The sequence below is a fragment of the Pseudofrankia sp. EUN1h genome (genome assembly GCF_001854645.1).
Lineage (GTDB): Bacteria > Actinomycetota > Actinomycetes > Frankiales > Frankiaceae > Pseudofrankia > Pseudofrankia saprophytica.
On sequence record NZ_MBLN01000048.1, the window covers coordinates 61177 to 82444 of the forward strand.

21 protein-coding genes are annotated in these 21268 nt (G+C 72.7%); 9 read left to right on the forward strand and 12 right to left on the reverse strand.

The window, feature by feature from the left end; genetic code table 11:
* Positions 1 to 394 precede the first annotated feature (394 nt).
* From BCD49_RS14080 to BCD49_RS14090, 3 genes are all read left to right on the forward strand, one after another.
* Positions 395 to 1825: a gamma-aminobutyraldehyde dehydrogenase gene (locus BCD49_RS14080; RefSeq protein WP_007515975.1), complete on the forward strand. Its 1431-nt coding sequence runs from the start codon at positions 395 to 397 to the stop codon at positions 1823 to 1825.
* 121 nt (positions 1826 to 1946) lie between these two features.
* On the forward strand, positions 1947 to 3023 hold the full coding sequence (locus BCD49_RS14085; protein WP_007515974.1) for an alpha/beta fold hydrolase: 1077 nt from the start codon (positions 1947 to 1949) through the stop codon (positions 3021 to 3023).
* 501 nt (positions 3024 to 3524) lie between these two features.
* The gene (locus BCD49_RS14090; RefSeq protein ID WP_232793999.1) at positions 3525 to 3668 is read left to right on the forward strand and encodes a hypothetical protein; all 144 of its coding nucleotides are present in this window, start codon (positions 3525 to 3527) and stop codon (positions 3666 to 3668) included.
* A 407-nt stretch (positions 3669 to 4075) separates the two neighbouring features.
* On the opposite strand, the gene BCD49_RS14095 is transcribed toward BCD49_RS14090, so the two are convergent.
* From BCD49_RS14095 to BCD49_RS14115, 5 genes are all read right to left on the reverse strand, one after another.
* A complete protein-coding gene (locus BCD49_RS14095; protein WP_007515973.1) occupies positions 4076 to 4840 on the reverse strand; it encodes a glycerophosphodiester phosphodiesterase in 765 nt (254 codons plus the stop codon).
* A 63-nt stretch (positions 4841 to 4903) separates the two neighbouring features.
* Positions 4904 to 5737, reverse strand: a complete 834-nt coding sequence (hisN, locus tag BCD49_RS14100) for a histidinol-phosphatase (RefSeq protein ID WP_035927320.1) — start codon at positions 5735 to 5737, stop codon at positions 4904 to 4906.
* Positions 5738 to 6125: 388 nt separating this feature from the next.
* A complete protein-coding gene (gene rsgA, locus BCD49_RS14105) occupies positions 6126 to 7142 on the reverse strand; it encodes a ribosome small subunit-dependent GTPase A (RefSeq protein WP_007515971.1) in 1017 nt (338 codons plus the stop codon).
* Entirely contained in the window at positions 7139 to 8500 is a 1362-nt protein-coding gene (aroA, locus tag BCD49_RS14110; RefSeq protein WP_051466221.1) for a 3-phosphoshikimate 1-carboxyvinyltransferase, read from the reverse strand. The genes rsgA and aroA overlap by 4 nt, the downstream gene beginning before the upstream one ends.
* 101 nt (positions 8501 to 8601) lie before the next feature.
* Positions 8602 to 9474, reverse strand: coding sequence for a class I SAM-dependent methyltransferase (locus BCD49_RS14115; RefSeq protein ID WP_007515969.1), 873 nt, complete (start codon positions 9472 to 9474; stop codon positions 8602 to 8604).
* Between the two features lie 405 nt (positions 9475 to 9879).
* Here BCD49_RS14115 and BCD49_RS14120 point away from each other — a divergent pair, with 405 nt between their 5' ends.
* The 3 genes from BCD49_RS14120 (at position 9880) to rsrA (ending at position 11979) form a co-directional block, all read left to right on the forward strand.
* Positions 9880 to 10668, forward strand: a complete 789-nt coding sequence (locus tag BCD49_RS14120) for an alpha/beta hydrolase family protein (RefSeq protein ID WP_007515968.1) — start codon at positions 9880 to 9882, stop codon at positions 10666 to 10668.
* A 208-nt stretch (positions 10669 to 10876) separates the two neighbouring features.
* Entirely contained in the window at positions 10877 to 11695 is an 819-nt protein-coding gene (locus BCD49_RS14125) for a sigma-70 family RNA polymerase sigma factor (protein WP_274535046.1), read from the forward strand.
* Positions 11692 to 11979, forward strand: a complete 288-nt coding sequence (rsrA, locus tag BCD49_RS14130; protein ID WP_007515966.1) for a mycothiol system anti-sigma-R factor — start codon at positions 11692 to 11694, stop codon at positions 11977 to 11979. The genes BCD49_RS14125 and rsrA overlap by 4 nt, the downstream gene beginning before the upstream one ends.
* Before the next feature lie 131 nt (positions 11980 to 12110).
* Here rsrA and BCD49_RS46385 read toward each other — a convergent pair whose 3' ends face one another.
* The gene (locus BCD49_RS46385; RefSeq protein ID WP_369299096.1) at positions 12111 to 12185 is read right to left on the reverse strand and encodes a 50S ribosomal protein bL37; all 75 of its coding nucleotides are present in this window, start codon (positions 12183 to 12185) and stop codon (positions 12111 to 12113) included.
* A gap of 121 nt (positions 12186 to 12306) precedes the next feature.
* A complete protein-coding gene (locus tag BCD49_RS14135) occupies positions 12307 to 13086 on the reverse strand; it encodes a DUF5317 family protein (RefSeq protein WP_241832326.1) in 780 nt (259 codons plus the stop codon).
* Between the two features lie 222 nt (positions 13087 to 13308).
* Here BCD49_RS14135 and BCD49_RS14140 point away from each other — a divergent pair, with 222 nt between their 5' ends.
* The gene (locus BCD49_RS14140; protein WP_007515964.1) at positions 13309 to 13536 is read left to right on the forward strand and encodes a biotin/lipoyl-binding carrier protein; all 228 of its coding nucleotides are present in this window, start codon (positions 13309 to 13311) and stop codon (positions 13534 to 13536) included.
* A 56-nt stretch (positions 13537 to 13592) separates the two neighbouring features.
* Here the strand turns inward: BCD49_RS14140 and bsaP are convergent, their stop codons facing one another.
* The 4 genes from bsaP to BCD49_RS14160 form a co-directional block, all read right to left on the reverse strand.
* Entirely contained in the window at positions 13593 to 13847 is a 255-nt protein-coding gene (gene bsaP / locus BCD49_RS14145; protein ID WP_232794001.1) for a biotin synthase auxiliary protein BsaP, read from the reverse strand.
* Between the two features lie 97 nt (positions 13848 to 13944).
* Complete coding sequence (gene bioB, locus BCD49_RS14150; protein WP_083401461.1) at positions 13945 to 15015, reverse strand: biotin synthase BioB; 1071 nt, start codon at positions 15013 to 15015, stop codon at positions 13945 to 13947.
* Between the two features lie 139 nt (positions 15016 to 15154).
* Positions 15155 to 15916 carry a dethiobiotin synthase gene (bioD, locus tag BCD49_RS14155; protein WP_007515961.1) on the reverse strand — a complete coding sequence of 254 codons (762 nt, stop codon included), beginning with the start codon at positions 15914 to 15916 and terminating at the stop codon, positions 15155 to 15157.
* On the reverse strand, positions 15913 to 17124 hold the full coding sequence (locus tag BCD49_RS14160) for an 8-amino-7-oxononanoate synthase (RefSeq protein ID WP_241832327.1): 1212 nt from the start codon (positions 17122 to 17124) through the stop codon (positions 15913 to 15915). Before BCD49_RS14160 ends, bioD begins: the two co-directional genes overlap by 4 nt.
* 324 nt (positions 17125 to 17448) lie before the next feature.
* Between BCD49_RS14160 and BCD49_RS14165 the strand changes: the two genes are divergently transcribed.
* Positions 17449 to 18906 carry a histidine kinase N-terminal domain-containing protein gene (locus BCD49_RS14165; protein ID WP_007518530.1) on the forward strand — a complete coding sequence of 486 codons (1458 nt, stop codon included), beginning with the start codon at positions 17449 to 17451 and terminating at the stop codon, positions 18904 to 18906.
* Between the two features lie 477 nt (positions 18907 to 19383).
* On the opposite strand, the gene BCD49_RS14170 is transcribed toward BCD49_RS14165, so the two are convergent.
* A complete protein-coding gene (locus BCD49_RS14170) occupies positions 19384 to 19629 on the reverse strand; it encodes a WhiB family transcriptional regulator (protein ID WP_071041557.1) in 246 nt (81 codons plus the stop codon).
* A 715-nt stretch (positions 19630 to 20344) separates the two neighbouring features.
* On the opposite strand from BCD49_RS14170, the gene BCD49_RS14175 reads away from it, so the two are divergent.
* The gene (locus tag BCD49_RS14175) at positions 20345 to 21070 is read left to right on the forward strand and encodes a glycerophosphodiester phosphodiesterase (RefSeq protein WP_071041558.1); all 726 of its coding nucleotides are present in this window, start codon (positions 20345 to 20347) and stop codon (positions 21068 to 21070) included.
* Positions 21071 to 21268 lie beyond the last annotated feature (198 nt).

Genomic DNA, 21268 nt, shown 5'->3' on the forward strand with positions numbered 1-21268 from the left:
GGATTCCGTCCGGCCGGCACGGCCGAGCGGAGGTGCGATCCGTGTTCTACCTCGGAACCCCGACGCCTTGGCGCGGCGGGACCGGCGGCGGCCGCGGCCACCTTCTCGCGCGGGCCGTTCGCCATCGTGTCTCGACGACCTTCGGCCAGGTGGAGACCCTCGGCCATCTGGCGGGCGACGTGCTCGGCGACCTCTATCCGAGCGCGGTATCCGTGCCCTACTCTGCGGTCAACTGTCGTCTTCGACCGTACTTGCCCGGTCCGAAGACGGCATCCGTAGGTCCGTCACGTTCTCGCACCGCGCGGCCACGTGCCGGAAACCGGAATGTGGTGGAGTCTGAGCCCAGCGGGTGTGGGGACCGCGGTGGGCTGACGTCGGGGATGGGAGCGGGCGGATGGGCACGGTTCTGAGCAACTTCATCGGCGGCGAGCACGTGCCGGCGGCCGACGGCCGAACGATGCCGATCGTCGACCCGTCGACCGGCGAGCCGTACGCCGAGGCGCCGCTCTCGGGCGCCGCCGACATCGACCGGGCCGTCACCACGGCGGCCGGCGCGTTCGAGTCGTGGCGGGACGCGACGCCGAGCGAGCGCGCCCGCGCCCTGCTCAGGCTCGCCGACGCGATCGAGGAGCGGGCGGACGACATCGTCGCGGCCGAAAGCCGCAACACGGGCAAGCCAGTCCAGCTCACCCTGGACGAGGAGATCCCGCCGTCGGCCGACCAGGTCCGGTTCTTCGCCGGCGCCGCGCGGCTGCTGGAGGGCCGCGCCGCCGGGGAGTACCTGGCGGGGCACACCAGCTACGTGCGGCGCGAGCCGATCGGGGTCTGCGGCCAGGTCACCCCCTGGAACTACCCCTTCATGATGGCGATCTGGAAGATCGCCCCCGCGCTCGCGGCCGGCAACACGGTGGTGCTCAAGCCGTCGGACACCACCCCGGCGAGCAGCCTGCTGCTGGCCGAGATCGCCGCCGAGTTCCTGCCGCCGGGCGTGCTGAACGTCGTCTGCGGTGACCGTGACTCCGGGCGGGCCCTTGTCTCACACAAGGTGCCGGCGATGGTCTCGGTGACCGGCAGCGTCCGTGCCGGCATGGAGGTCGCCAAGGCCGCGGCGGACGACCTCAAGCGGGTGCATCTGGAACTCGGCGGCAAGGCGCCGGTCGTGGTGTTCGACGACGTCGACGCGGCGCGGGTGGCGGAGGGGATCGCCGGCGCCGGCTACTTCAACGCTGGCCAGGACTGCACGGCGGCCACGAGGGTGCTGGCCGCGCCCGGTATCTACGACGACCTCGTCGCGGCGCTCGGCGAGGCCGCCCGCGCCACCCGCATCGGCCCGCCGTCGGACCTCGAGGCCGCCGTCGGGCCGCTCAACAACGCGAACCAGCTCGCGCGGGTGAGCGGGTTCGTCCAGCGGGCGCCCGCGCACACCGAGGTCGTGGCGGGTGGCGTGGCGGTCGATGGTCCGGGGTACTTCTACCCACCCACGGTCGTTGCCGGCGTGCGCCAGGACGACGAGCTCGCCCAGCAGGAGGTATTCGGGCCGGTCGTGACCGTGCAGCGGTTCTCGGACGAGGACGAGGCGGTTCGATGGGCCAACGGTGTCGAGTACGGGCTGGCGTCCAGCGTGTGGACGTCCGACCATGGACGCGCCATGCGGGTCACCCGTCGCCTCGACTTCGGCTGTGTGTGGGTGAACACGCACATCCCGATCGTCGCGGAGATGCCGCACGGCGGTTTCAAGAAGAGCGGTTACGGCAAGGATCTCTCGATCTACGGGCTCGAGGACTACACGCGGATCAAGCACGTCATGCATAACCTCGAGTTCTAGGCCTCGCGGAGGCTCTACCCCAGGGTCCGCGAGCGGCGTCGGCGCGGTGTCGGCGGAGGGCGCGGTCTGCTCCTCCCGCGTACCTCCGTCAGCCCTCAGGGGCACGGAGGCGGTGGTCGCGATGCGGGCAGGTAGCACGGCCGGCTCGGAGGGACGTGGGGAGCGAACAGGCCGGCGGTCGCATCGGTTCGTCACGGTGCACGGCTATCGCCGCGCCTACCTGCGCGCCGGGCGCGGCCCGGCCGTGCTGCTCATCCACGGCATCGGAGACAGTTCGGCGACCTGGGAGCCGGTGCTGTCCAGGCTCGCCCGCCGGCACACGGTCATCGCGCCCGACCTGCTCGGCCACGGCCTTTCCGACAAACCGCGCGGCGACTACTCCCTCGGCGGGTTTGCCTGCGGGATGCGCGACCTGTTGTCCGTGCTGGGCATCGAGCGGGTGACGGTGGTGGGTCACTCGCTGGGCGGCGGCGTGGCCATGCAGTTCGCCTACCAGTTCCCCGAGCGCTGCGAGCGGCTGGTGCTGGTCGGTACCGGCGGCGTCGGGCCCCAGTTGCACCTTGCCCTGCGGCTGGCGGCCATGCCGGGCGGGGAGGCGCTGCTTTCGCTGCTTCGGCTGCCCCCGGCCCGCCTCGCTGGCCGGGGCTTGTTCGGTGCGCTCAGTCTGCTGGGGGCCGACCTCGGCCGGGACGCGGCCGATCTCGGCCGGCTGTTCGACGCACTGACCGTGCCTGGCGCGCGGGCGGCGTTCCTGCGCACGCTACGGGCCGCCGCGGACTCCCGCGGCCAGGCGATCACGATGCTCGACCGCTGCTACCTGGCGCAGGGGATGCCGACGCTGATCATCTGGGGCGAGCATGATGCTGTGATTCCTGTCACGCATGCCCGGATCGCCCATGAGGCCATGCCAGGAAGCCGGCTGGAGATCTTCCCCGACGCCGGCCACTTCCCGCACCACACCGACCCCGCCCGGTTCCAGGCCGTCCTGGAGGACTTCCTGGCCACCACTCGTCCAGCGAGCCACTCGGCCCGCAAATGGCGCGCGCTGCTGCGCTCGCGCTCCCTGCCGCCCGATGAGCCCCTCGCGGGTGAGATCAGGGTGGCACCGTCCTCGCCACCTGGCCGGGGCGCGGGCGGCAACCATGCCGCGAGGCGCGAACCTTCCGGGCCGTCGGGACGTTTCTTCAATGCTGGGTGAGTCGGCGCCTGGACGAACGCCATGTCTGTCTGAAGGCGCCGCGGCGGTTTTCGACGGCGGCGGCGAGCGGGACGGCGGTGACCAAAGAAAAGTGGATCATGCGTCATCCGGGCGGCGGCGACATGCGCGTCCGAACGGGTCGCATCGTGCGGCCCCAGCCGTATCGGGCGCCGTGCACCGGTCAGTGCCGAGTCGTCCACGATGGTCGACTGCTCGTAACGCCACGGTCCGTGACAAGCGGCACGGGTAAGTTCCACATTTAGTCTCCAGGAAGCGCTACCGTAGAGTTAGACCCGTCGGCCACCGGCAATCTGACCAATGTTGGTGGCCAGTCCCGGCGGCAAGGCTGGTGACGAGACTGGTGACGAGGCACTGCGTGAGCTGCCTTGTTCGCCGAAGGGGTCATGTGGACACCCCGATGGACTATTCGGAGGTCGATCCTTGGCACGCCGTGCACGTCTCAGCTGGCCGGATGAACGCCGGGGGGCCAGCGATGTTGTGGTGACGCGGTTCGATCCGGGCCGCGGCTGGACCCTCGAGCAGGCTCGTGACCTGGTCCGGCAGGGTTACTCGGTGGATAACGTCGCGCAGCGGACTGGCTTTCCGTCGCAGATGTTGAAAGTTGCGGTCGCCGACGACGACTGAACCTAACCCGCCAGTTCGCTAACCTCGCGATCGCGGACCTCCCCGATCGCTTACCTGTCAGATCTGCTTCGCAGATCCGGCAGGGACCCTGTCGCCGATCGGGCGGGAACTTCGGGCTTCGTCGATCCGGCGGGAACCTGGCTTCGCCGATCCGGCGGTCGCCCCGCCGGCGATTCGCCGGCCTCGAGCCGGGACACCTCGCGTACCGGCGGATCCGCTGTCGTTGTTCGCGGGTTGCGCCCGCGCCGTGACGCCGCCGGATTTCGGCGCGCCGGCCGTCGCCGTCGTCGCATTGCTGACAGGTGCCGGCCAATTCTGTACGGCAATGTCCGCTTCATTTCGCCGCGGCGCCAGCCTGACCACCGCACGGCCCCCGCCCGGGGCCCAAGGGGCCCAGCGCCGAGGCGTCAGGTGGCGCGGCCGGTCGTGGCGGCCACGAGACGGTCGACGTAGTCCGAGTAGACGGCGTCCAGGCCATAGCCGAGCAGCCGGGCGAGCGTGGTCGGGCGCTGCGCGTCCCAGCCGAAGGCGAGCAGGCCGTGGTCGTGCAGGACCTGGGCCATCGGGGCGGTGGGCGCCACCCACTCCCGGGAACGCAGGTTCAACGCGGCCACCCCGGCGGCGCGTAGCTCGTGGGCATAGCGACCTATCCCGCCGGCGTCCCGGATCTCGCGCATCGAGGTGGAGTTGACCAGGCGCACATCTGGGTCGAGCTCGCGCCAGACGCGCAGGCTGCCCAACGGGCCGCAGAGCCACAGCCGCCGCGGCGCGTCCGCGCCGGCCGCCCGCGCCACGGCGAGCACCGCGGCCACGGTCGCGTCGGCCGCCCTGCCCGCCGGCGTCTTCACGTCCAGGCTGAACTCGAAGCCGGTGCCGAGCGTCCGGTAGAACGCGGACAGCGTCGGCAGCCAGCTCGGCAGCGCGTCGGCGGGCAGCGCCGTCACGTCGCGCCGCAGCCTCGGCGGCCCGAACGCCTGGTCGTGATGGAGCACCGGCACTCCATCGGCGGCGAGCCAGGCGTCCGACTCCAGCCCGGTCGCCCCGCGAGCCAGCGCGCGGGTGAAGGCGGGCAGGGTGTTCTCCCGCTGGTACCACCCGGGCGCCCCCCGGTGCGCGAAGCCGATCGGCCCGCGCCGGGCGGCCGGCTCCGGCCGGGCGTCCTGGCCGTCCATGGCGTCACCGTCCACGTCGTCGCTCTCGCCGAGCGAAGGTCGGTACCGAGCGGCCGCGAGGCGTCAGCGCGCGGGGCCGCCCGCCGCGAAGGAGGCCAGTGCCGCCTCGTGCAGGTGGCCATTTGTCGAGAGCACCGTTCCGTGCCCGGCCCCGCGCCGACCGCGCAGGTCGGTGAACCGGCCGCCGGCCTCCTCGACGATGACCTGCAGGGCGGCGAGGTCCCACAGCGAGACCACCGGTTCCGGAGCGACGTCGACGGCACCCTCGGCCACCATCATGTGGGACCAGAAGTCGCCGTATGCCCTGGTCCGCCAGACCTGCCCCGCGAGGTGGAGCAGCTCGTCGAGGCGCCCGCGCTCGGTCCAGCCCTCCAACGAGGCGAACGACAGGAACGCGTCCTCCAGCCGGGACACCGAGGACACCCGCAGGGCCCTGGTGTCGCCGGTGGCGGTGCGGGTGAACGCGCCGCCACCACTGGCCGCCCACCACCGTCGTCCCATGGCCGGGGCGCTGGCGACACCGACGACCATCTCGCCGTCCACCTCGAGCCCGAGCAGCGTGGCCCAGACCGGGACGCCGCGAACGAAGTTCTTGGTGCCGTCGACCGGGTCGAGGATCCAGCGCCGCTGGGCGTCGCCGGTCAGCCCCTCCTCCTCGCCGAGCACCGCGTCGGCCGGTCGGACCGCCGCCAACCGTTCCCGGATCATCGACTCGACGGCCGTGTCCGCGTCCGACACCGGGGTGTTGTCCGGCTTCGACTCCACCCGCAGGTCCACCGCCTGGAACCGAGCAAGTGTGATCTTGTCGGCGGCGTCGGCGAGGCTCAGCGCCAGGGCCAGATCGTCGGCTGGCGTGGGCCAGCCACCCGACGCCAGCTCTGTCGTCGAGCCGGAAATGGTGGCGGAGTCGGCCGCCGCCGGGTCAGACAGCTTCACGGCTGTAGAGCCTACGGTTCCTTTCCCGCCGCTCCTCCATTGCGGGAGTCATGCCGATCTGTGATCTGTGGCTGGCGCAGTCTGGCGGCCTTCTTCGCTCGAAGCACCCGTCGTTTGAACTAAGCCTGACATGTGCGGTACCGCCGATTAGCGGCCATGAGGGCAAGCCGAGGGGACTTACGGGCGGGTAGGTCCAGAAAAAAGAATGAGAGACAGATCTCATTCCTCCTTCCTCGCGGATCGCCCATGTCTGGGGCCAGGCGGGTCTATGGCGTGCTGCCGGTCCATGGCTGGAGGGCGATCCACGGGGACCCCGCGGGCAGGTAAGGCGGGAAGCGAGTGCTGGGTCTCATCCGCCTCGGGCGGCCAGGAGGCGGCGCAGGCTTGCGAGCCGGGCGCCGTCGGCGCGGCCGGAACGGACCGCCTCGTCGAGGGCGCAGTCCGCCAGGCCCTCGGCGTGGGTGCAGCCGGGGGGACAGTCGGCGGCCGCCTCGGCCAGCTCGGCGAACGCGGCGAGCACCCTGGCCAGGCTGACCGCCCCGAGCCCGAACGAGCGAATCCCCGGGGTGTCCACCACCCAGCCGCCGCCTGGTACCGGCAGCGCCACCGCGGCCGACGAGGTGTGCCGGCCCCGACCGGTCACCGCGTTCACCACGCCGATCTCCCTGGCCGCGTCCGGGACGAGCCGGTTCACCAGGGTGGACTTCCCGACGCCGCTGTGGCCGAACAGCACGCTCACCCGGCCGGTGATCAGCGCCCGCAGCCCGGCGGGGTCGACGTCCGGCCGGCTGGTGACGATGGTCACTCCGAGCGGCCGGTACAGGTCGCGCAGCGTCTCGTCGTCCGCGAGATCCGCCTTGGTCAGGCAGAGCACCGGGGCCAGGCCCCCGTCGTAGGCGGCGACGAGGCAGCGGTCGATCAGGCCGGTGCGCGGGGGAGGGTCGGCGAGCGCCGTCACGATGACGAGCTGGTCGGCGTTCGCGACGATCGGCCGCTCGGCCGGGTCGGAGTCGTCGGCGGTGCGCCGCAGCACGCTGGTGCGCTCGGCGCGGCGCACGATCCGGGCGAGCGCGCCCGGATCGCCGGACACGTCGCCGACGAGCGACACCCGGTCGCCGACGACGACCGGCACCCGGCGCAGGTCCCCGCCCCGGATCGCGGCGACCACGGCGCCGGCGGGGTCGGCCTGGCCGTCCGGCAGGGTGCGCCGGCAGCTGTAGCGGCCACGGTCGACGGCGACCACCACCGCGTCCACGGCATCGGCGTGGTCGGGGCGTTCGCGGGTGCGCGGCCGCGAGCCGCGTCCCGGGCGGGTGCGGACGTCGTCCTCGTCGAGGTCGCGCCCACTTCGTCGCGCGCCGCTCATCCAGTGTTGTCTGAGGCCAGGTGCGGGCCGGCGAGCATCGCCGCCCACATGGCCGGGAACTCGGGCACCGTCTTGCCCGTCGTGGCGATGTCGTCGACCGTGACCCCCGGCACCGCGAGACCCACCACGGCGTAGGTCATGGCGAGCCGGTGGTCGGCGAGCGGATCGAGCCGGGCGCCGCGCAGCGGCGCGGGCCGGATGGCCAGGCCGTCCTCGGTGACGGTGATGTCGGCGCCGAGCCGGCCCAGCTGGTCGGCGAGGGCCGCGAGCCGGTCGGTCTCGTGCAGCCGCAGGTGGGCGATGCCGCGCAGCCTGGACGGCGAGTCGGCGAGCACGGCCAGCGCGGTGAGGACCGGGGCCGCCTCACCGACGTCGCCGAGGTCGGCGTCCAGCCCGTGCAGGCCGTCGCCCGCGCGCACGCGCATGCCCGCGGGCGTCCGCTCGGCATGGGCACCCATCTGCTCCAGCAGGGCGGGCAGCATGCGGCCGGGCTGGGTGGTGACCTCGGGCCAGTCCGGGATCAGCACCTCGCCGCCGGTCGCGACCGCGGCGGCGAGGAACGGGGCGGCGCTGTTCAGGTCCGGTTCGATCGCCCGGTCATGGGCGCGCAGCGGGCCGGGCGCCACCCGCCAGACCGGGGGGCGGCCGGTGGAGGCCGGTGTGGCCTCGACCGTGGCGCCCGCGGCGCGCAGGTCGGTGACCGTCATGTCCAGGTACGGGCCGGAGGGCAGCCGGCCGCCGACGTGGCTGACCTCGACACCCCGGTCGTAGCCGGGGGCGGCCAGCAGGAGGCCGGAGATCAGCTGGCTGGAGCCGGAGGCGTCGACCGTCACGGAGCCACCGGGGACGCGGCCCTTGCCGTGGATGGTGAACGGCATCGCGTCGCCGTCGATGACGGCGCCGAGCTGGCGCAACGCGTCGAGCAGCGGGGTGAGGGGGCGCTCGCGCATCTGGGGGTCGCCGTCGAAGCGCGTGTCGGCGCGGGTCAGCGCGGCGAGCGCCGGAGTGAAGCGCGCCACGGTGCCCGCGTTGCCGCAGTCCACCGCTACCGGGCCGCCGTCACCGTGGCCGAGACCGCCGCGCACCACCCAGTCCGCGCCCGTGGCGCCGGGGGAGGGCTCCGTGTCCACCCCGACACCGAGCGTCCGCAGCGCGCCGGCCATGAGCAGGGTGTCCCGGGAGCGCAGCGCGCCGCGCAGCCTGGAGACGCCGTCCGCCGCGGCGGCCAGGATCAGAGCCCGGTTCGTCCCGGACTTCGAGCCGGGTACCCGCACCACTGCCCGCACGGGGCCGCTCGCCCTCGGCGCTGGCCATGGGTCGGCCGGAACGCGTGTCGCTGTCGTCACGCCCCCTAGCATGCCCTCGTGCCCGCGCCGATTGGCCGACCGGTCCGCGGGTTGGATGTCCGTTCGACGTCGGTCGGGCGTCTGAACGCGGGCGAATCGACGCAGGCCGCGATCTAGCTCGGTCTTCTCGCGGAGGCGATGAGGTGGATACCGATGGACTCGCCCTCGCGCTCCGCGGCGAGCTCGACCTCGGTGCGAACCAGGGTGGGGAACGAGGACATGTCCGCGGACAGCGCCCGCTTCACCGCCTCGACGGACAGCACCGTGCGTGGCCGGACCCAGTCGACCTCGAGGCCGGCGCTGGTCAGCACGGCCTTGAGTTCCTCGGGCCAGAAGCACCGGGTGATCGTGCCGTCCTCGGCCGGGACGAGCACGACGTCGGCCCGCGGCACGTCGGAGAGCTCGGCCCAGCGGTGCTGCTCGGCCAGCCGGGCCAGGCCCAGCAGCAACGAGTCGACGCACAGCAGCAACTGGCCGCCCGGCCGCAGCAGCCGGTGGATCTCCTCGAGGGTGCTCTCGGTGGCCAGGCAGAACGACAGTGCCCGCCCCTCGGCCAGCACCGCGTCGAACGACGCCGGCGCGAACCAGTCGAGGCTGCGGGCATCGCCCACCACGCTGCGCAGCGCGCCGGGGCGGCCACCAGTCCGCTGGGAGGCCTGTTGGGAGATCAGCGACCTGAGGGGTCGGTAGTCCGACGGATCCGCCGGCAGGTTCGTGACCTGTGTCGTGTCRCCGAGCACGCGGACGACCTGGTGACCGGCCGCCACCATCTGCCGCGCGAACCGGTCGCGCTGCCCGGAGACGTCGAGCACCCTGGACGGCGCGCCCGGCAGCCACTCGCGCAGCTGGACCGAGGCGACCTCGTCATAGAACGACCAGTAGGGGTCATCGCTGCCCGCGGGCGCCTCGCAGACCACGGTGGGCGCGAGCGGGCGACGATACTCCGGATCACCAAGCTCAGAATCAGCGCCGCGACCAGAAAGCATGAACCATTCCTACCCTTCGAAGGGCCGTGATGCGAGGCATGTCACAGACCGGGGGCGGAAGTCTCAAACGTCGGCGGGTCTGCGATCGTCGTTCCTCCAGCCGCACAGGGCGCATGCGGCAAGACCGCCCGTGATGTCACCGGGAGGACTCTGGTGGGGCTCACAGCACAACCTGATCTCATGACTCGAACCGTCGAGGGCGCGGTGCCCCGAGGTTGCCTCCGGACCCGGGGTTCCTCCTGGATCGGCGACGACGTTCCCGACAGTTCGACGAAGCCGAGCTGTCAGGTCGGCGATCCAGCAGGTCTGCCGGGTGGACGGCCGACAGGTCCGGCCGCCCAGATCGCTATGGCCACATCGGCCACGGCGCAAACCACTGTTTGTGTCGACGGCGGACGGCTCCTCGTGGTTCCCGGCGCTGACCAGTACCTCGTCTCCAGCGGTGACGGCGCGCTCGGCGGTGCGGCTGGCCCACCGGTGGTGGTGCTGCTGCACGGCGCCGGGTCCGGCACCGACACGCCGCCGCTGCGGCGCCTGACTGAGCTGCTCGTCGCCGCGGGCGTCACCGTCGGGCGCCTCGAGATGCCCTACCGGGTCGCCGGCCGCAAGGCGCCCGACCGCCCGGCGCGCCTCGACGCGGTGCTCATGGCCGCGGTCGCGGCGCTCATCGGCGACGTGGCGGCCGGCGCGGGCACGCCGCGCCGGCTGGCACTCGCGGGCGCGTCCACGGGTTCCCGGGTCGCGGTGCGCACCGCGAGCGCCGTCGGGGCTTGCGCGGTGCTGGCGCTCGGGTTCCCGCTGAACCCACCGTCCCGGCCGGCGCGGCCGGGGATCCCTGCCCGCGACCGGCCCTCGCGCCAGGCGGAGCTGTCCGGCGCCGGCGTGCCGGTGCGCGTGATCCAGGGTGAACGGGACTCCTTCGGCCTGCCGGAGCCGGACGCGCGGCGCGGCATCGAGGTGGTCGTCGTGGCCGGCGCCGACCATTCGTTCAAGGTCCGGGTCCGGGACGGTCGCGCCGCCGGGGAGGTGGTCGAGGAGGCCGCCATGCTCGGGGCGACCTGGCTGCTGCGGCAGCTGGCCGTGCCTCCCGTGTCTCCTACGTCTCCCGTGCCTCCCGCGGCCCCATGCCGACCGGAGGGAGCCCCGGCCGGGTGGATCTCCGGGAATCCCGGAGGCGGATCCGTGGTTGGCTGAGGCGGAAGCCAAGGTCACGGAGGTCAGATTGACGTCTGAGAGCCAGCTGCGCCGGCCCACCGCCCCGACTGCGATGGTGGGCGACCCAGGCGCGTGGGAGGCCCGCGGGGCCGGTTCGTGGACGGGCGTACCTCCGCTGAGCGGGGTATCGTCACCACGTAAGACCGGTGACAGCCGTTCGGCGCAACCGATCCCGCGATGGGAAGAGATGGCGGGCCGCGACGCCCCGACGGGCGAGGGCCCGTCAGGGGACGTGACGACGGAGAAGAACCCGCCGACGGCCGGCGAGATCGCGCCGGTGGCGACGACGGGCGGCCGGCGGACCAGCATGGTTGTTGACGCTCAGTCAGCTTCCCGGCGGCCCGCGATGTTGGCCGGGGAGGATCGCCTCCCGGGCCACCCGAGCGGTGAGGGAGTGATCCTGGTCGACGAGACCACCGAGGAGCGGGGCGCGCGATTCGAGCGTGACGCCCTTCCCTACCTCGACCAGCTGTACGCGGCCGCCCTGCGGATGACGCGCAACCCGGCGGATGCCGAAGATCTCGTCCAGGAGACCTTCGTCAAGGCGTTCGCGGCCTTCCACCAGTTCCAGGAGGGCACGAACCTCAAGGCCTGGCTGTACCGCATCCTGACGAACACGTTCATCAACAACTACCGGAAGCGCCAGCGCCAGCCGCTGCAGAGCCCGACCGAGCAGGTCGAGGACTGGCAGCTCGCGGAGGCGGAGTCGCACACCTCGACGGGTCTCAAGAGCGCCGAGATGGAGGCGCTCGAGCACCTGCCCGACAGTGACATCAAGGAGGCGCTGCAGGCGCTTCCCGAGGACTTCCGGATGGCCGTGTACCTGGCCGACGTGGAGGGCTTCGCCTACAAGGAGATCGCCGAGATCATGGGCACGCCCATCGGTACGGTGATGTCCAGGCTGCATCGGGGCCGGCGCGGCCTGCGCAAGTCGCTGGAGCAGTACGCCAGGGAGCGCGGGCTGGTTCCCGCCGGTTCCACCGGAACCGAGGGCGGTGTCTCGTGAGCTGCGGTCACCCGCATGACATCGACTGCCGCAAGGTTCTCGACGCGGTTTTTCTGTACCTTGACGGCGAATGTGACGGAACCCAGCAGAACCTGATCCGCTCTCATCTCGACGAGTGCTCGCCCTGCCTGCGCGAGTTCGGCGTCGAGCACGAGGTGAAGCTGCTGGTAGCCCGCAAGTGCGGCGGCGACCGGGCTCCCGACTCGCTGCGCGCCAATCTGTTGGCCCGCCTGCGCGCCGCGCGGGTCGATGCCGACGTGACGAGCGAGCTGGGCGCCGAATAGGGCCTGGACGGCCGGTGGCGCGTGCGAAGTACCGCGCCACCGGCCGGCCGTCGAGCGTCGCTTGTGCCGCTCGGCGGCCAGGCGGTGGTATCCCCAGGTAGGGCCGCACAACGGACCGCTGGGGGCGCCTATCAGGTGTTGGGGCGCTTGCCGTGGTTGGCCTTGCTCTTCGCGCGGGCGCGCCGCTTACGCTTCTTCTTCGCCATGCCGCGATCTCCTTTCTGCTCATCACCGCGTTGGACGGCGGGCGCGCGGCGCCCGCCGTCGAAAGCATCGCGTCCGACAATGTAGCCCGGGGCGGCGGTGGAAGGCCGGAGACCCGTCTGATCAAGGGTCGGTCTGGTGGCCCGGTTCCCAGGGGTCGGACGCGGCGGAAGGCGTCCCAGCGGAGGCGTCCGCCGAGCGGCCGGCGGGCAGGGCCGCCGCCGGCCGGCGCCGCCGGCGAACGGTGGCTGGCGGGCCGTCGAGGTCCTCCGGAGCGTCCACGCCGTCGACGGAGCCATCCCCGTCGGTCGACGCCGCGGCTCGCCGCCGCTGGCGGCGAGCCCGTTCGGCCCCCCGCGCGCGCAGCGTCCGGCTCGCCCGTACGGGCGTGAGCCCCGCGAACAGCGCCACGCCGGACACGATCAGCACGTCCCCGGCGCTGAGCACCGACGGAGCCACCCAGAAGGGGAACGGGATCACGTCGCTGAACGGGCGCAGCCGGGTGTCGTGGTCCGCGAGCGTGTAGTACCGGGAGGACGCCACATCATCCCGTGCGACCCCGGCCGAACTGATCGCCGCCGTCGAGACGGGCATCCGGCCGTGGTTCACCCCGATCACCGCCGCGTTCAGGGCCAGTCCGAAGAACAGCAGGAGCAGGCCGGGAACCCGCCGGTTGGCGGCGGTCAGGGCGGCGGCGAGTACGGCGGCGGCGATCCAGCCCACGGTCCGGGCGCTGTCCGCGAGCGCGGCGACCACCAGCGCCAGGACGATGCCGGCGGCGAGCCAGCCGAGCCGAATCCGGATGCGTCCCAGCGCTTCGAGGGTCCCTCCGCGCAGCCGAGCGACCAGCAGGCCGATGAGCAGAGCGAGGACGAGGAGAACGAACACACCCGTAGTTTGCAAGCCGCCGCACTTCCACCGCTTCCGTGGGGGTCTGCCCGGGGTCCGCGGCCAGGTTCGGCGCTGACCGACGGTGGCCGCGCGTGGCGCCCGATGTTCGCGGTGTTCCGTGCCCCGAACCCACTACGCTGGCGGAGGGACCGGAGGGCCAGTGACATCGGCGGCCGGTCAGCAGCCGGATCTCTGGTCGTGTGCGACGCACACCGTGCCCCCGAAGGGATGACCATGGCCGAGGAAGTCCGCGCCGAAATGGTGGCGAACGTCTGGAAGGTCGTCGTAGGGGTGGGAGATCCTGTCGCCGCCGGAGACGCGCTGGTGATCCTCGACTCGATGAAGATGGAGATCCCGGTCATCAGCGAGGACGGCGGCACGGTCGCCGAGATCGCCGTCCGGGAGGGCGACGTCGTTCAGGACGGCGACCTCATCGCGATCGTGGAGTCGACGCCGGTCTGAGGTCCTAGCCCTACTGCTGGCCATGCTTGCCACTCGTGAGCTGGCGGTGACGCCATTCAGCTGGCGGTGACGCCATGTTCCGCGCAGCGGGCCGTCCAGCCGGTGGGGACGACCTGGACGACCAGCCGCCGCCGGCAGGTGGGGCAGTAGCGGGGTGGCTCCAGCGTGCGCGCCAGCGCGCAACGGTCATGGGTGCCCACGCCCGCCGGCTCCCCGCACCGGTCGCAGTAGACGATCGGCGCGGCCTGAAGCGCGCCGGACGGCGAAGGGACGTCGTGGGGGCCTGGCACCTGGTCCTCGTTCCTCGTCACTGTCTGATCCCCCGCGGTCGCCCGGACGCCGGTCTCGCGCCCGGGCTCGCCGCGTCCGTGTGCCTGTGCCCTACGCCCTATGCCTCGCGCCTGCGTGTCACAGCGTCGCCTGCAGCGACTTGATCGGCATCGACAGGCGGTCGAGCATGGCGAGGTCGACGTCGGGGGACTGCCCGAGCGTCGTCAGGTAGTTGCCGACGATGACGGCGTTGATCCCGCCCAGCATGCCCCTGTCGGCAAGGTCGCCGAGGGTGATCTCCCGGCCGCCCGCGTAACGCAGGATCGTGCGCGGCAGCGCCAGCCGGAAGGCCGCGATCGTGCGCAGCGCCTCGCGCGGCTCGACCGGGGGCAGGTCACCGAACGGCGTGCCCGGCCGCGGGTTGAGGAAGTTCAACGGCACCTCGTCCGGCTCCAGCGCCGCCAGCTGCACAGCGAGCTCCGCGCGCTGGGCGAGGCTCTCGCCGACGCCGAGGATCGCGCCGCAGCACAGCTCCATCCCGGCCGCGCGCACCATCTGGCAGGTGTTTAGCCGCTCCTCCCAGCTGTGCGTGGTGACCACGTTCGGGAAGTGCGAGCGGGCCGTCTCGAGGTTGTGGTTGTAGCGGTGCACGCCCATGGCGGTGAGCTCGTCGACCTGTTCCTGGGTGAGCATGCCCAGCGAGCAGGCGACGTTGATGTCGACGGCCGCGCGGATCGCGGCGACGCCCTCGCGGACCTGGGCCATCAGGCGGGCGTCCGGCCCGCGCACCGCCGCGACGATGCAGAACTCGGTCGCGCCCGTCGCCGCCGTCGCCTTGGCCGCCTCGACCAGGCTCGGCACGTCCAGCCAGGCCGAGCGGACCGGCGAGTCGAACTTCCCGGACTGCGAGCAGAAGTGGCAGTCCTCCGGGCAGCCACCGGTCTTCAGGCTGACGATGCCCTCCACCTCGACCTCGGGGCCGCACCAGTGCATCCGCACCTCGTGCGCGAGCGCGAGCAGCTCGGGCAGCGCCTCGTCCGGCAGCTCCAGGACGGCCAGCACCTGCCGCTCGTCCAGGCCTCGGCCCGCCACGAGGACCTGCTGGCGGGCGGTGGCGAGCAGCTCTGCGGCGGCCGGCGGCAGGGCTGCCGGACTGATGGTGGTCACGGGAGGGGTCACTTCGTTCGCTCCAGCCGCCGAAACCGGCATCGGGGACAGTGGCGTCATCATCGAGTCCATGGCTGCGGGGTGCGCGGCGACAGCGAAGCCTCGCGCGCCTGGAAGCCCGTTGCGAGCATCGGGGCCGTCGGGTGAGCTGGCGTCGTCGTGTTCGTCCCCGCCAGCCCGCTCATTGTCGAACCCGGCCCGCCCGCGGCGCGCGTCTGGCGGACGTGGTATCTGGCACGCCGGCGCGAAAGGCGGCGGAGTCGAACGTGCCGCCGAGGGACGGAGCCAGTGAGCGTAGGGCGACCTCGCGGAACTCCGCCCGGCCGAGCAGGCCGGCTCCGGCCGGGAGCGCGCCGGCGAGCGGCCGGCCGGCGACCGCCTCGAGATCGGTGAGGTTGGCCCGCTCGGCGAGGCCCGGGTCCGCCGGCCAGCTGCCGATGACCACGCCGGCCGGCTCCAGACCCCGGTGCGCCAGTGCCTCCAGCGTGAGGGCAGTGTCGCTCAGGGTGCCCAGCGCCGGGCGGGTGACCACGAGCACCGGCGCCCGGAGCAGTCGGGCCAGGTCGGCGAGCGTGCGGCCGTCGTCGTCGTAGCGGACCAGCAGCCCGCCCGCTCCTTCCACGAGCACGAGCCGGCGATCGGCCGCCAGCTTGGTCACCGTGTCGGCCACGGCGACCAGGTCGAGGGCGGGCAGCCCCGCGCGCCGGGCCGCGGTCGCCGGGGCGAGCGGCTCCGGGTAGCGGGCGAGCTCGTGCACGTCGTTGATGCCCGTGAGGTCGCGGACCAGGTCGGCGTCGCCGAGCTCGCCCGGTGCGACGCCCGTCTGCGCCGGCTTGACCACCGCCACCGGCGCGCCCCGGCCGGCCGCCAGGGTGGCCACCGCCGCCGTGACGACCGTCTTGCCGACCTCCGTGCCCGTGCCGGTGACGACGAGGATGCTCATGTCCCGGTCGCCGGCCTGCCGGCACCGTCGGCGGCCCGCAGCGCCCCGGCCAGCGCGGCCGCGAACAGGGCCACGTCGTCGTCGGTGAGGTCGGCGCGCGCGGACAGCCGCAGCCGGCTCGTCCCCGGCGGCACCGTCGGAGGACGGAAACAGCCGACGGCCACGCCCCGCTCCCGGCAGGCCGCGGCGGCCGCGACCGCCCGCTCGGGCGCGCCGAGCACGACGGAGACGACCGCCGCCGCGGGCGTCGGCGCGCCGGCCAGCCGGGCCAGCTCCGCCGCCCTGGTGCGGCTGCGGGTGGCCAGGCCCGGGTCGGCGACCAGGAGCCGCAGGGCGCCGAGCGCGGCGCCGGCCGCCGCCGGCGCGAGGCCGGTGTCGAAGATGAAGGTGCGGGCCGTGTCGATCAGGTGGTCGCGCACCTCGACCGGCCCCAGCACGGCCCCGCCCTGGCTGCCCAGGGACTTGGACATCGTGACGGTGGCGATGACGTCCGGCTCGCCGGCGAGGCCCGCCGCGGCGGCCGCCCCCCGCCCGCCCGGGCCGACGACACCGAGGGCGTGCGCCTCGTCCAGCAGCAGCACCGCACCGCGGCGGCGGGTGACCTGGTGCAGCTCGGCCAGAGGGGCGAGGTCGCCGTCGGCGGAGAAGACCGAGTCGGTGACGACGAGGGCCCGGCGGTACCGGCGGTGCGCGAGGGCGTTGTCGACGGCGGCGACGTCCACGTGCGGCACGATCGCGACGTCGGCACGGGACAACCGGCAGGCGTCGACGATCGAGGCGTGGTTGCGCTCGTCGGAGACGATGAGGTCGCCGGCGCCGACCAGCGCCGTGACGACGCCGAGGTTCGCGGCGTATCCGGAGGCGAAGACCAGTGCCGCCGCGAACCCGGTGTGCGCGGTGAGCGCGTCCTCCAGCTCGGCGTGCAGCGCCGTCGAGCCGGTCACCAGCCGGCTGCCGGTGGAGCCCGCGCCCCAGACCCGCAGCGCCTCGACGCCGGCCTCGATCACGGCCGGGTGCCGGGACAGGCCCAGGTAGTCGTTGCCGGCCAGGTCGACGCGAACCTGGTCGTCCAGCGCGGGCCGGGGCCGTACCGACCGGCGTAGCCCGGCCTCGCGGCGGGCCCGGGCGTTCGCGTCCAGCCAGGCGAGCGGGGCGGGCGGGGCGGAAAGTCGCTGGTCCACGGTCACGTCGCGACTGTATGACGCCACCAGGGCCAGGACCCTTGGCGCTGTGAGCCAGGAATCGCCTAAGGGCCTTGTACGGCGGCCCAGCGTCGAGTCCTGGTCGCGGGCCGGGTGTCAGAGGGGCCACAGCGTCGTCCTCGGCCTCGGCGACGGCGGTGTCGAAGATCCGCGGTCGACGGAAGTTCTCTCTTTGCCCTGGATGCGCGGGTGCGGGACACGCCGTGGGCCTGGAACCGGGCGGGGCGAGCGTGGGCGCGCCGGCGGCGGCCGGGAGATCGTTCGGGCACCGTGATTGTTCAGCAGGCGGGATCTTCTGGCAGTCTGCCTGCCGTGGGAACCCTCGCCGACATGCTGCGCGCGAGCACCGACCTGAACGACGACGACATCGACCAGCTCCACGCGCTCGTCGCCGATTGGGCCTTGCTGGCTGATCTCTCCTTCGCGGACCTGCTCCTGCTGGTTCCCAGCCGTACCTCGAGCCAGCGGGCGGTCAAGGGCGGCAACACGGAGTTCCTCGTCGTGGCCCAGGTGCGCCCGACCACCGGCCCTACGGCCTATCACAACGACGAGGTCGGCAGCGTCGTCATCAACCGCTGGGTGGTGCGCAACGCGTGGCGGGAACACCGGATCGCCCGGGAGGGCGAGCCCGAGTGGGACGGCGGCGTGCCGGTGCGCACCGAGGCCATCCCGGTGCGGCACGGTGACCGGATCATCGCCGTGCTGGCCAGGGACACCAACCTCGCGACCACCCGCACCCCGAGCGCGTTGGAGTCCGCCTACCTGCAGTGCGCCAACAACCTGGCGCTGATGGTCGCGGAGGGGCTGTTCCCGTTCCGGGGCAGCTCCGCCGAGCTCCCGGAGGCACCCCGGGTGGGTGACGGGATGGTCCGCCTCGACGGCGCCGGCAAGGTCATCTTCGCGAGCCCGAACGCGCTGTCGGCCTACCGGCGGCTCGGCTACACCGGCAACGTCACCGGTGAGGACCTGCGCTCGGTGCACCGGGCGCTCAACCTGCCGGCGACGACGCCCGCGGTGTGGCACGCGATCGGCCGGCGCCGGCCCGTGGAGGTCGAGCTCGCGGTCGGTAGCACCGTGGTGCTGCTGCGCGCGATTCCGCTCTTCCCGGGCCAGACCAGGGAGGTCCTGGTCCTGGTGCGGGACGTCTCCGAGCTGCGCCGCCGGGAGGCGCAGCTGCTGAGCAAGGACGCGACCATCCGGGAGATCCACCATCGGGTGAAGAACAACCTGCAGACGGTGGCGGCGCTGCTGCGGCTGCAGATGCGCCGCACGAAGGTCGACGAGGCCAGGGACGCGCTGCGGGAGTCGGTCCGCCGTGTGACGTCGATCGCACTGGTGCATGAGACGCTCTCGCAGACGCTGGGTGAGTCGGTCCCGTTCGACGAGATCGCCGACCAGATCACCTCGGTCACGGTCGATCTCGCGACCACTGGGACGCGGGCGACGACCCGGCGGGTGGGCTCGTTCGGGATGCTCTCGGGCGCGCTCGCCACGCCGCTGGCCCTTGTCCTGTCCGAGCTTTTGCAGAATGCTGTCGAACATGCGTTCGAGGGGTCGGCGGGCTCGATCGAGATCCGGGTGGGGCGTACGGCCAGCCGGCTCGATGTCGTGGTCGCCGACGAYGGCGCCGGGCTGCCGAACGACTTCCAGCTGGAGCATTCGCCGCGGCTCGGCCTGCAGATCGTCCGTCAGCTCGTGCTCGGGGAGATGCAGGGCACCATCCGCCTGCAGGCCGGTGCCGAGCGCGGGACCGAGGCGTTGCTCTCGATCCCAATTTCTTCGGCTTGAGTGTTTGGGGCGTTGGAGGCGGGGTATCACCCCGCTCGTGGAGTGTGCCGTCAGCGAGCGCGCGTCGAGCGCTCACGTTGCGTGCCGCTCCGGTTCCGCCGACCGGACGTCCCTTCCAGGTTTGGGGGCGCTCCAAGCCCTCAAAATGGCATCGGCCGCTCCGTCCGTGGCGCGCCGGTTGGAAACGGCGGCCATGTGGACAGAACGGCCGAGAGTGCCGTGGTCAGAAGCGCACCGACTGGTTGCGCTGCGTGACATGGGCACGGATGCAACTACCGCTGAGCCGCGCGTGGTGCCGGCCAGCGATTCCTGCGTTATGTGGCCAGGTTCTGGCGTTGTCGGCGGCTGGCCTGTGGACCCGTGCGTCGAGCGTGGCCCGAACTCACGGGGGGAGTTGACCCCCCAGGCGCAGCTGGTGTGCGTTCCCGGCGCTGGGCGGACCGGAGGCCGGTCCTTGGCCGAGGATGCCGCCGGTGATCAGGCGGTGCGGACCCGGAGCACCTGGCGCTTCAGGGCACGCCGCTCGTCCTCGCTCAGGCCACCCCAGACGCCAGCGTCCTGGCCGGTCTCCAACGCCCAGTTCAGGYAGTCGGAGGTAACGGCGCAACGTCGGCATACGGCTTTGGCTTCGTCGATCTGGCGCTCAGCAGGCCCGGTGGTCCCGATGGGGAAGAAAAGCTCGGGGTCCTCGTCACGGCAGAGCGCTCTGTGGCGCCAGTCCATGCGTCCTACTCCCTCTGTCGTAGCGGGCGACACTGCACAGGAGACGCTCGACTGGCGCCCGAGGTTGCGTCACGTCGAGACGTGACACGCGGCGAGCCCCGTTCTCGTCGCGACCCCGGTGTCGTCTAGTCAACTGCGTGCAGGAGTGCGCCCGGGTGTATGTGGTCCATCCACCTCGGACATTCGCCACCCTCCCACCGGAACCGGCAGGGGCGCAAGAACCTGCAACCGCGTTCACACCATCTCTGGCCTGCACTTGTCCGTTAAGGACACGGACGGACCACGATCGGCTGCGCTCCGGATGACTAGCCCAGGGTGTCTGGATGCCTGGTGGCCATGGGCAGTTGGCTCCATGAGCGGGGTGTTGTCCGGATAGTCCGTCCAGGCCATGCCCTGTCCCCCGCGGATCCACCATGCCAACTAGGCATTTCGTCCCACCGCCCGGATCGCGGTACCGACGTGCTCTCGTCGGCCTCGTCGGCCTCGTCGGCCTCGTCGGCCTCGTCGGCCGAGGCGGGCGTCCGTCCCGTCCCGATCCCCGATCCCCGATCGATCCGGTGCCCGACCGGGATCCGGGCCGGATGGCCGAGGGAGGGCGGTCGGCGCGGCGGCGAGATGTGGCGGTCTCCACCGATCTGCCTACTGAGCAGAAGCGGCGCGTCCGGTGCAGGATGGCTCCGGGACGTGGTCTGGTGGCGGATCGTGGGGAGGCCGCATGGAGGTACTGGGGCATCGCGGCAGCCGGAACCCTGGGCCCGAGAATACGGCCGCGGCGGTCGATGCGGCGTTAGCGGCCGGCGCGGACGGCATCGAGGTCGACATCCGGCGCACGGCCGACGGCGACCTCGTCTGCGTGCACGACGCGCGGTTGCCCCGGCTCGGGGGCCGGGCGGTGATCCGTCGCTCCACGGCCGAGCTGGTGACGAGGGGCATACCGACGCTGCATGACGTGCTGGACGCCTGGGGTGGCCGAGGACGGATCGTCATCGAGATCAAGAACCAGCCCGGCCAGCCGGACTTCGACGCGCCCCGGGAGCGGTCCGCGCAGACGCTGGTCGAGCTGCTGGGCGCCCGCGGGCTGACGGGGCCCGACACGGGGGTGACCGTGTCGTCGTTCGACTGGTTCGCGATCGAGCATGTGCGGGGCAGCGGCGCGGGGGTGCGCACGGCGTTCCTGACCATGCCGCGGATGTCGGTGAACGGCGGGCTCTCCTACGTCCGCTCCGCCGGGCACGCGGAACTGCATGCCCACACCTCGGCCGTGYTCGCCGCCGCCGACGCCGCCGAGCGCGCCCACGCCGCCGGGATCCGCCTGGTCACCTGGACCGTGACCAGCGAACGGGCGGCGCTACGACTGCGCGACACAGGCGTCGACGGCATCATCTGCGACGCCCCCGCCGACATCGTCCGCACCCTGCGCGCCACCCACCATCGCCCCTGACCGCGAACTCATGACAACCCCGCCCGGTTTCCCGCAACCATCAAACGAGCCGTAACCGCGCGGCGCGGAGCCCCGTCCACGAGCGAAGCGACGTGCCCCTGGCAAGGTTCTGGTTTTGGCTCGGGCCTGGTCCTTGGTTTGGTGACGTTCGGCGCCAGGTGACCGTGCGGCGCGGAGGCGCGCCTCGCGGAGGCCCGG

Coding starts and splice junctions, on each gene's coding strand:
- BCD49_RS14080 (WP_007515975.1), top strand. CDS start 395: ATGGGCACGGTTCTGAGCAACTTCATCGGCGGCGAGCACGTGCCGGCG.
- BCD49_RS14085 (WP_007515974.1), top strand. CDS start 1,947: ATGCGGGCAGGTAGCACGGCCGGCTCGGAGGGACGTGGGGAGCGAACA.
- BCD49_RS14095 (WP_007515973.1), bottom strand. CDS start 4,840: ATGGACGGCCAGGACGCCCGGCCGGAGCCGGCCGCCCGGCGCGGGCCG.
- rsgA (WP_007515971.1), bottom strand. CDS start 7,142: ATGAGCGGCGCGCGACGAAGTGGGCGCGACCTCGACGAGGACGACGTC.
- aroA (WP_051466221.1), bottom strand. CDS start 8,500: ATGCTAGGGGGCGTGACGACAGCGACACGCGTTCCGGCCGACCCATGG.
- BCD49_RS14125 (WP_274535046.1), top strand. CDS start 10,877: ATGGCGGGCCGCGACGCCCCGACGGGCGAGGGCCCGTCAGGGGACGTG.
- BCD49_RS14140 (WP_007515964.1), top strand. CDS start 13,309: ATGGCCGAGGAAGTCCGCGCCGAAATGGTGGCGAACGTCTGGAAGGTC.
- bioB (WP_083401461.1), bottom strand. CDS start 15,015: ATGCCGGTTTCGGCGGCTGGAGCGAACGAAGTGACCCCTCCCGTGACC.
- bioD (WP_007515961.1), bottom strand. CDS start 15,916: ATGAGCATCCTCGTCGTCACCGGCACGGGCACGGAGGTCGGCAAGACG.